This window comes from Pseudomonas sp. GZD-209 (genome assembly GCF_049310485.1).
GTDB classification, from domain to species: Bacteria; Pseudomonadota; Gammaproteobacteria; order Pseudomonadales; family Pseudomonadaceae; genus Aquipseudomonas; species Aquipseudomonas sichuanensis.
On record NZ_JBMOWQ010000287.1, the window covers coordinates 1 to 9827 of the forward strand.

Genomic DNA, 9827 nt, shown 5'->3' on the forward strand with positions numbered 1-9827 from the left:
CGCTCCCACAAGTACCTAGAGTGGGAGCGGGCTTGCCCCGCGATGGGTACAGCGCTAGCGGATCAACCAGCCAGCATGCGCCCGCTTTCTTCCAGGTTCTCGTGCCAGCTCAGGGCTTCGCGCAGGATGTGCGGGGTGTGGCCGCCGCGCTGGCAGGCGCGTTCGAAGTAGTCGTTCAATGCCGCGCGATAGTCCGGGTGCACACAGTTGTCGATGATCGCGCGGGCACGCTCGCGTGGCGCCAGGCCGCGCAGGTCGGCCAGGCCCTGTTCGGTGACGAGGATGTCGACATCGTGCTCGGTATGGTCGACGTGGCTGACCATGGGCACGACGCTGGAAATCGCGCCGCCCTTGGCGATCGACTTGGTAACGAAGATCGCCAGGTGGGCGTTGCGGGCGAAGTCGCCGGAACCGCCAATTCCGTTCATCATCCGGGTGCCGCAGACGTGGGTGGAGTTGACGTTGCCGTAGATGTCGAACTCCAGCGCCGTGTTGATGCCGATGATGCCTAGGCGACGCACCACTTCAGGGTGGTTGGAGATCTCCTGCGGGCGCAGCACCAGCTTGTCCTTGTAGCGCTCGAGGTTGCCGAACACGTCGGCATTGCGCCGGCTCGACAGGGTGATCGAGCTGCCCGAGGCGAAGCTCAGCTTGCCGGCGTCGATCAGGTCGAAGGTCGAATCCTGCAGCACTTCGGAGTACATGGTCAGGTCTTCGAACGGCGATTCGATCAGGCCGCACATCACGGCGTTGGCGATGCTGCCGATGCCGGCTTGCAGCGGGCCGAGCTTGTTGGTCATGCGGCCGGCGTCCACTTCGCCCTTGAGGAAGGCGATCAGGTGATCGGCGATGCCTTGAGTTTCGTGGTCAGGCGGCAGCACGGTGGACGGCGAGTCCGGCTGGTCGCTGATGACGATGCCGACGATCTTGGCCGGGTCGATCGGGATTGCGGTGCTGCCGATGCGGTCATCGACTTTCACCAGCGGGATCGGCGTGCGGGTCGGGCGGTAGGTCGGGATATAGATGTCGTGCAGGCCTTCGAGGTTGGCGTTGTGCGACAGGTTGATCTCGACGATGACCTGCTTGGCGAAGATCGCGAAGCTGGCCGAGTTGCCGACGGAGGTGGTCGGCACGATATGGCCTTCTTCGGTGATCGCCACCGCTTCGATGACCGCGATGTCCGGCAGGGTCAGTTGCTTGTTGCGCAGCTGCTCGACGGTTTCCGACAGGTGCTGGTCGATGAACATCACCTGGCCGTCGTTGATGGCCTTGCGCAGGGTGCTGTCGACCTGGAACGGCATGCGCCGGGCGAGTACGCCGGCTTCGGTCAGTTGCTTGTCGAGGTCGTTGCCCAGGCTGGCGCCGGTCATCAGGCTGATTTTCAGCGGCGACAGCTTGGCGCGCTCGGCCAGTGCGTGGGGCACGGCCTTGGCTTCGCCGGCGCGGGTGAAGCCGCTCATGCCGACGGTCATGCCGTCCTCGATCAGGCCAGCGGCGTCAGCCGCACTCATTACCTTGCTGTGCAGGGAGGACAAGCGGATGCGATCACGGTACATGGATTGTTATCTCAGGCTACTGAAGCTACTGGAAGCGCAGTCTAGAGATTTAGCCCGGTGCCGTCCCGCGACCATGGTCGTAGGCGAAGCCTCGCAATAGAGCCGTTGATCTGGATCATGCAAATGAAAAAGCCCCCGGGCATAACACCCGGGGGCTTTAGACGCTTCTATATATAGAGGCGGGTATCAGTCCACAGCCTTGACCATATCCTCGATGACTTTCTTCGCGTCACCAAACACCATCATGGTCTTGTCCAGGTAGAACAGTTCGTTGTCCAGGCCGGCATAGCCACTGGCCATGGAGCGCTTGTTGACGATGATGGTCTTGGCCTTGAACGCTTCGAGGATCGGCATGCCGGCGATCGGCGACTTGGGATCGTTCTTCGCCGCCGGGTTGACCACGTCGTTGGCGCCCAGCACCAGCACCACGTCGGCCTGACCGAATTCGGCGTTGATGTCTTCCATCTCGAACACCTGGTCGTACGGCACCTCCGCTTCGGCCAGCAGTACGTTCATGTGGCCTGGCATACGGCCGGCAACCGGGTGGATCGCGTACTTCACGGTCACGCCGTTGTGCACCAGCTTCTCGGTCAGCTCTTTCAGCGCGTGCTGGGCGCGGGCCACCGCCAGGCCGTAGCCGGGAACGATGATCACGCTGTCGGCGTTGCTCAGCAGGAAGGTGGCGTCGTCGGCCGAACCGGACTTCACCGGGCGCTGCTCCTTGGAGCCTTGCGCCGCACCGACGTCGGTATCGCCACCGAAGCCGCCGAGGATGACGTTGAAGAACGAGCGGTTCATCGCCTTGCACATGATGTACGAGAGGATCGCACCGCTCGAACCCACCAGGGAGCCGGCAATGATCAGCATCGAGTTGTTCAGCGAGAAGCCGATACCTGCGGCCGCCCAGCCCGAATAGCTGTTGAGCATCGACACCACCACCGGCATGTCGGCACCGCCGATCGGGATGATGATCAGTACGCCCATGATGAAGGCCAGGGCCAGCATCAGGGTGAAGGCGCTGTAGTGGCCGGTGAAGGTGAACAGCAGGCCCAGGGCGATGGTGGCAAGGCCGAGGATCAGGTTCAGCTTGTGCTGGCCGGCGAACTGTACCGGTGCGCCTTGGAACAGGCGGAACTTGTACTTGCCCGACAGCTTGCCGAACGCGATGACCGAGCCGGAGAAGGTGATGGCACCAATGGCCGCGCCGAGGAACAGCTCCAGGCGGTTACCGGTGGGGATCGGGTCGCTGATGCTGGCGACGATGCCCAGCGATTGCGGCTCGAGTACCGCGGCAATGGCGATGAACACCGCGGCCAGGCCGATCATGCTGTGCATGAAGGCGACCAGCTCGGGCATCTTGGTCATCTCGACGCGCTTGGCCATGATCGAGCCGGCGGTGCCGCCGACCAGCAGACCGACGATGACATAACCGATGCCGGCAGTGGCAAGCTCGGCGCCCAGCTTGTAGATCAGCCCGACCGTGGTGAGGATGGCGATACCCATGCCGATCATGCCGAACAGGTTGCCCCGGCGTGAGGTGGTAGGGTGCGAGAGGCCCTTGAGCGCCTGGATGAAGCAGATCGAGGCGACCAGGTACAGAAGCGTTACCAGATTCATGCTCATGCTTACTTCTGCGCCTCGTTCTTGGTTTTCTTCTTGAACATTTCCAGCATGCGGCGGGTGACCAGGAAGCCACCGAACACATTGACCGCGGCCAGCGCCACGGCGAGGGTGCCCATCACTTTGCCGGCCGGGGTGACGGTCAGCGCGGCCGCGAGCATGGCGCCGACGATGACGATCGCCGAAATGGCGTTGGTGACGGCCATCAGTGGGGTGTGCAGTGCCGGGGTGACGTTCCATACCACGTGGTAGCCCACGTAGATGGCCAGCACGAAGATGATCAGGTTGTAGATGCCGTGGGAAATCAGCAGGTCTTCCATTGTCGAGCTCCTCAGCCGTTCTTGCGTACGACCTGGCCGTCGCGGCACATCAGGCACGCGGCGACGATGTCGTCTTCGAGGTTGATCACCAGCGCGCCGTCCTTGTCGAACAGCAGCTTCATGAAGTCCAGCAGGTTGCGGGCGTACAGCGCCGAGGCGTCTGCGCCGACCTGGGCCGGCAGGTTGGTCGGGCCGACGATGGTTACGCCGTTTGCCTGTACCACCTGGTCAGCGACGGTCAGCGGGCAGTTGCCGCCCTGGGCCGCGGCGAGGTCGATCACCACCGAGCCGGGTTTCATCTGCGCGACGGTTTCGGCGCTGAGCAGTGTCGGCGCCTTGCGCCCGGGGATCAGCGCTGTGGTGATGACGATATCGGCCTGTTTGGCTCGCTCGTGCACGGCCTGGGCCTGGCGTTGCATCCAGCTGGCTGGCATGGGGCGGGCGTAACCGCCGACGCCTTCGGCGCACTCGCGCTCTTCATCGGTCTCGTACGGCACGTCGAGGAACTTGGCGCCAAGCGACTCGATCTGCTCCTTCACGGCGGGGCGCACATCGGAGGCTTCGATCACCGCACCCAGGCGTTTGGCTGTGGCGATGGCCTGCAGGCCGGCGACGCCAGCGCCGAGGATGAGCACACGGGCGGCCTTTACGGTGCCGGCGGCGGTCATCAGCATGGGCATGAAGCGTGGGTAGTGATGCGCGGCCAGCAGCACGGCCTTGTAGCCGGCAATGTTGGCTTGCGACGACAGCACGTCGAGGCTCTGGGCCCGCGAGGTACGAGGCGCGGCTTCCAGGGCGAAGGCGGTGATGCCACGTTCGGCCATCTTGCCGATCAGCTCGTTGTTGAACGGGTTGAGCATGCCGGCCAGCACGCTGCCGCTGCTGATCAGCGCCAGTTCCTGGTCATTGGGTGCAACCACCTTGAGCACCAGTTGCGCGCCGAAGGCATCGGTCGCTTCACCCAGTGTGGCGCCAACGGCCTCATAGGCACTGTCCGGAATGCTGGCGTTGAGCCCTGCCCCCCGTTGCACGGTGACCTGATGGCCCTGGCTAACCAGTTTCTTGATGGTTTCCGGGGTCGCGGCGACCCTTGTCTCACCCGTCTGCGTCTCGAGAGGAACACCAATGTGCACGACTTTGTCTCCTGCGGTGACCTTTTGTGTTTGTTTGAACCAGCTCACTTCGGGTGGCGCGCTGGGTGGTCGTAGAGCACGACCCCGCCTGAATCCGGGGCGGGGAGGCATTTTGCAGATGAACCATTGGGGCCACAACCGGTTCTGAAGCGAAACGAACTTAAAACTACAAGTCACCCTGTGACCGTATGTCGCAATGATTCGAAACAAACCCGTCAAACACGCGCTATTCGGAGCTTAGGGGAAAATTTGAAAAAAATTCTGCTGATTTCGGTCTTGCTGCTGTGAATGTCGCAAAATAACCGTCAAACCCGCATGGTAACTAGGGTTGATAGGGATTTTCAGGTCAGCCGGAACAGATTACGTATTTGCGACAAATACATATATCTGTAGGTGTTTAAAATAATTGACTACGGGGTCAGCTTATCGGCTTTTGCAGTGTACTGCCGTGCCTGCGCTATTAGCCAGTCGCGAAAAGCCCGTAGCGAAGCCGACTCCACCTTGCGCTCTGGAATCATCAGATAGTAGGCCTTGTCACTGGACAGGGCATGCCTGTTAGCGACCACCAACCTACCCTCCTCGAGCTCGCGCTGGATCAGGAACGGTGGGATCAGCGCAATGCCCATTTCGTGCATGGCCGCCTGGGCGAGCATCGAGAACAGTTCATAGCGCGGGCCGGCCATGTCGCGTTCAACGCTCATGCCCAGGCCATCGAACCATTGCCGCCAGGCATACGGGCGGGTGGTCTGCTGCAGCAGGGGCAGCTCAGCGATGCGCTGGGCGTCGAGGCCGCCCTGCCCGTCCAGCAGCTTTGGGCTGCACACCGGCACCGGGTTTTCTCCCATCAGGCGATGGGCCTGGGTGCCGGACCAGTCGGCGTCGCCGAAGTAGATGGCCGCATCGAAGGGCGTGTCGGCGAACAGGAACGGCCGGGTACGGTTGGTCAGGTTGACCGTGACCTCCGGGTGGCGTTGCTGGAAGTCCTTCAGGCGTGGCAGCAACCACTGGGTGCCGAAGGTCGGCACCACGGCCAGTTCGATCACGTTGGCGCCCTGCTGGCGCATGACTGACAGGGTGTCGCGCTCTACGGCGTCCAGTTGGCTGGCCACCTGGCGGCTATAGGACAAGCCTGCCTCGGTGAGCTTCACGCCCCGGCGCGAGCGGCGGAACAATTCGACGTTGAGAAACGCCTCCAGCCCACCGATCTGCCGACAGACGGCGCCCTGGGTCAGGGCCAGTTCGTGGGCGGCCTTGGTAAAGCTCTCGTGACGCGCGGCCGCCTCGAAGCAGACCAGGGCGGTGGTGCTGGGGATCTTGCGGCGCATGTACATCAACCTCACTTGTATGCTCGTCAGTACGGCGTTTTGCCGATCACGGAGTGAGAAAATATCACTAAAGCGTGCGCAATCCTCGTTTGTCCCGACAGCCGATCAAGCCTAGGATCAATGCAACGCAAGAATCCGCTCCCATCTTTGTTTCGAGGAACACGCACATGGCCGGTAAAGCAAGCTTCAACTGGATCGACCCGCTGCTGCTGGATCAGCAGCTCACTGAAGAAGAGCGCATGGTGCGTGACAGCGCCTTCCAGTTCGCCCAGGACAAGTTGGCGCCGCGTGTGCTGGAAGCCTTCCGTCACGAACAGACCGACCCGGCGATCTTCCGCGAGATGGGTGAAGTCGGCCTGCTGGGCGCGACCATTCCTGAACAGTACGGTGGCAGCGGCCTCAACTACGTGTGCTACGGCCTGATTGCACGTGAGGTGGAGCGCATCGACTCTGGCTACCGCTCGATGATGAGCGTGCAGTCGTCGCTGGTCATGGTGCCGATCAACGAGTTCGGTACCGAAGCGCAGAAGCAGAAGTACCTGCCCAAGCTGGCCAGCGGTGAGTGGATTGGTTGCTTCGGCCTGACCGAACCCAACCATGGTTCCGACCCGGGCTCGATGATCACTCGGGCGCGCAAGGTCGACGGCGGCTACCGCCTGACCGGCAGCAAGATGTGGATTACCAACAGCCCGATCGCCGATGTGTTCGTGGTCTGGGCCAAGGATGATGCCGGCGACATTCGCGGCTTTGTCCTGGAGAAAGGCTGGCAAGGCCTCAGCGCCCCGGCCATCCATGGCAAGGTTGGCCTGCGCGCCTCGATCACCGGTGAGATCGTCATGGACAACGTGTTCGTCCCGGAAGAGAACATCTTCCCGGATGTGCGCGGCCTGAAGGGCCCGTTCACCTGCTTGAACTCGGCCCGTTACGGTATTTCGTGGGGGGCGCTGGGTGCCGCCGAAGCCTGCTGGCACACCGCGCGCCAGTACACCCTGGACCGCCAGCAGTTCGGTCGCCCGCTCGCCGCCAACCAGCTGATCCAGAAAAAACTGGCCGACATGCAGACCGAAATCACCCTGGCCCTGCAAGGTTGCCTGCGTCTGGGGCAGATGAAGGATCAAGGCACCGCTGCGGTGGAGATCACTTCGATCATGAAGCGCAACTCCTGCGGCAAGGCTCTGGATATCGCCCGTATGGCGCGTGACATGCTGGGCGGCAACGGTATCTCCGATGAATTCGGCGTGGCCCGTCACCTGGTCAACCTTGAGGTGGTCAACACCTATGAAGGTACCCACGACGTGCATGCGCTGATCCTCGGGCGTGCGCAAACCGGTATCCAGGCGTTCTACTAATAGAGGAGCCAGGCCATGGGTGCGCTTTCACATCTGCGGGTGCTGGACCTTTCTCGGGTGCTCGCCGGCCCATGGTCCGGTCAGATTCTCGCCGACCTTGGTGCCGATGTGATCAAGGTCGAGCGCCCGGGCTCGGGTGACGATACCCGTGCCTGGGGGCCGCCCTTCCTCAAGGACTCGCGCGGCGAGAACACCAGTGAGGCGGCCTACTATCTGTCGGCCAACCGCAACAAGCGCTCGGTGACCATCGACTTCACTCAGCCTGAAGGCCAGCGCCTGGTGCGTGAGCTGGCGGCCAAGTCGGACATCGTCATCGAGAACTTCAAGGTCGGCGGGCTGGCGGCCTATGGTCTGGATTACCAGAGCCTCAAGGCGATAAACCCGAAGCTTATCTATTGCTCGATCACAGGCTTCGGCCAGACCGGGCCGTATGCCAAGCGTGCCGGCTACGACTTCATGATCCAGGGCTTGGGCGGGCTGATGAGCCTGACCGGGCGGCCGGAAGGTGAGGAAGGTGCCGGGCCGATGAAGGTTGGGGTGGCCTTGACCGACATCCTTACTGGCCTGTATTCGACGGTGGCGATCCTGGCTGCCCTCGCCCACCGGGACCAGGCCGGGGTTGGCCAGCATATCGATATGGCCTTGCTGGATGTCCAGGTAGCTTGCCTGGCCAACCAGGCGATGAACTACCTCACCACAGGAAACGCTCCGCGGCGGTTGGGTAATGCGCATCCCAATATCGTGCCCTACCAGGATTTCCCGACGGCGGATGGCAATTTCATTCTTACCGTGGGTAATGATGGGCAGTTCCGCAAGTTTGCCGAGGTGGCTGGGCAGCCGCAGTGGGCGGATGATCCGAGGTTCGCTACCAACAAGCAGCGTGTGGCGAATCGGGCCGAGTTGATTCCGCTGATTCGCCAGGCCACGGTGTTCAAGACTACGGCTGAATGGGTGAGTGAACTGGAGAAGGCAGGTGTGCCTTGTGGTCCCATCAACGACCTGGCGCAGATGTTCCAGGATCCGCAGGTGTTGGCTCGCGGGCTGGCGGTGAACATCCCGCATCCGTTGGCGGGGAATGTGCCGCAGGTGGCCAGCCCGATCAGGTTGTCGGAGACACCGGTGGAGTACCGGCAGGCGCCTCCGCTGCTGGGGGAGCATACCGAGGCGGTGCTGCGTGATGTACTGGGCCTGGATGCGATGGCAGTGCACGAACTGCGTACTGCTGGCGTACTCTGACGCTGTAGCTATATAGAGAGCGGGGAGGCCGACAGGCCTCCCCGCTTTGTTTTCAGGCAAATGAAGCTTTCTTGAAATTAAAGGTTGACGGGGTTTCAGATCCCCTTATAATGCGCCCCACTTCCAGCGACAACGGAACGCAAAACTCCTTGAGATTCAATGAGTTAAGCGATTCGAAAGCTCCGGAAGCGTTTCGGTCTCACGATCGGCAGCGGTGAAAAAAAGGTGGTTGACAGCAGGTTGTAACGCTGTATGATTCGCATCCCGCTACGAGAGATCGCAGCGAGTTAAGCGGTTGAAGCTAAACGAGTTTCTCGGAAAGAACTTCAAAATAAACGCTTGACAGCCAATGAGGAAAGCGTAAAATGCGCGCCTCGGTTGAGATGAAAAGCTCTTAGCCAAACGCTCTTTAACAAATTGAATCAAGCAATTCGTGTGGGTGCTTGTGAGTACGGACTGATAGTCAAAAAGATTATCAGCATCACAAGTGGCCATGCGAGAAATCACATAGTCATTTGAGATTGCTGAGCCAAGTTTAGGGTTTCTTAAAAACCCAAGCAGTATTGAACTGAAGAGTTTGATCATGGCTCAGATTGAACGCTGGCGGCAGGCCTAACACATGCAAGTCGAGCGGATGAGAAGAGCTTGCTCTTCGATTCAGCGGCGGACGGGTGAGTAATGCCTAGGAATCTGCCTGGTAGTGGGGGACAACGTTTCGAAAGGAACGCTAATACCGCATACGTCCTACGGGAGAAAGCAGGGGACCTTCGGGCCTTGCGCTATCAGATGAGCCTAGGTCGGATTAGCTAGTTGGTGAGGTAATGGCTCACCAAGGCGACGATCCGTAACTGGTCTGAGAGGATGATCAGTCACACTGGAACTGAGACACGGTCCAGACTCCTACGGGAGGCAGCAGTGGGGAATATTGGACAATGGGCGAAAGCCTGATCCAGCCATGCCGCGTGTGTGAAGAAGGTCTTCGGATTGTAAAGCACTTTAAGTTGGGAGGAAGGGCAGTAAGTTAATACCTTGCTGTTTTGACGTTACCGACAGAATAAGCACCGGCTAACTCTGTGCCAGCAGCCGCGGTAATACAGAGGGTGCAAGCGTTAATCGGAATTACTGGGCGTAAAGCGCGCGTAGGTGGTTCGTTAAGTTGGATGTGAAAGCCCCGGGCTCAACCTGGGAACTGCATCCAAAACTGGCGAGCTAGAGTATGGTAGAGGGTGGTGGAATTTCCTGTGTAGCGGTGAAATGCGTAGATATAGGAAGGAACACCAGTGGCGAA

The 9827-nt window shown here is 60.8% G+C and carries 7 protein-coding genes and 1 rRNA gene; 3 read left to right on the top strand and 5 right to left on the bottom strand.

Annotated features, from left to right (window positions below):
• Positions 1-62: 62 nt before the first annotated feature.
• From ACO6VM_RS27075 to ACO6VM_RS27095, 5 genes are all read right to left on the bottom strand, one after another.
• Positions 63-1556: an acetyl-CoA hydrolase/transferase family protein gene (locus tag ACO6VM_RS27075; protein ID WP_110995047.1), complete on the bottom strand. Its 1494-nt coding sequence runs from the start codon at positions 1554-1556 to the stop codon at positions 63-65.
• A gap of 186 nt (positions 1557-1742) precedes the next feature.
• A complete protein-coding gene (locus ACO6VM_RS27080; protein ID WP_401056093.1) occupies positions 1743-3179 on the bottom strand; it encodes an NAD(P)(+) transhydrogenase (Re/Si-specific) subunit beta in 1437 nt (478 codons plus the stop codon).
• Between the two features lie 2 nt (positions 3180-3181).
• Positions 3182-3496 carry an NAD(P) transhydrogenase subunit alpha gene (locus ACO6VM_RS27085; protein ID WP_110995049.1) on the bottom strand — a complete coding sequence of 105 codons (315 nt, stop codon included), beginning with the start codon at positions 3494-3496 and terminating at the stop codon, positions 3182-3184.
• A gap of 11 nt (positions 3497-3507) precedes the next feature.
• Positions 3508-4629, bottom strand: coding sequence for a Re/Si-specific NAD(P)(+) transhydrogenase subunit alpha (locus ACO6VM_RS27090; protein ID WP_390969994.1), 1122 nt, complete (start codon positions 4627-4629; stop codon positions 3508-3510).
• Positions 4630-5039: 410 nt separating this feature from the next.
• Positions 5040-5954 (bottom strand): LysR family transcriptional regulator, encoded by a 915-nt coding sequence (locus ACO6VM_RS27095; RefSeq protein WP_390969992.1) that lies wholly within the window; start codon positions 5952-5954, stop codon positions 5040-5042.
• 167 nt (positions 5955-6121) lie between these two features.
• On the opposite strand from ACO6VM_RS27095, the gene ACO6VM_RS27100 reads away from it, so the two are divergent.
• The 3 genes from ACO6VM_RS27100 to ACO6VM_RS27110 all read left to right on the top strand — a co-directional run.
• Positions 6122-7303, top strand: coding sequence for an acyl-CoA dehydrogenase (locus ACO6VM_RS27100; protein ID WP_110995052.1), 1182 nt, complete (start codon positions 6122-6124; stop codon positions 7301-7303).
• 15 nt (positions 7304-7318) lie between these two features.
• Entirely contained in the window at positions 7319-8539 is a 1221-nt protein-coding gene (locus ACO6VM_RS27105; RefSeq protein WP_323833816.1) for a CaiB/BaiF CoA-transferase family protein, read from the top strand.
• Between the two features lie 565 nt (positions 8540-9104).
• Positions 9105-9827 (top strand): 16S ribosomal RNA (locus ACO6VM_RS27110); the annotation flags it as partial.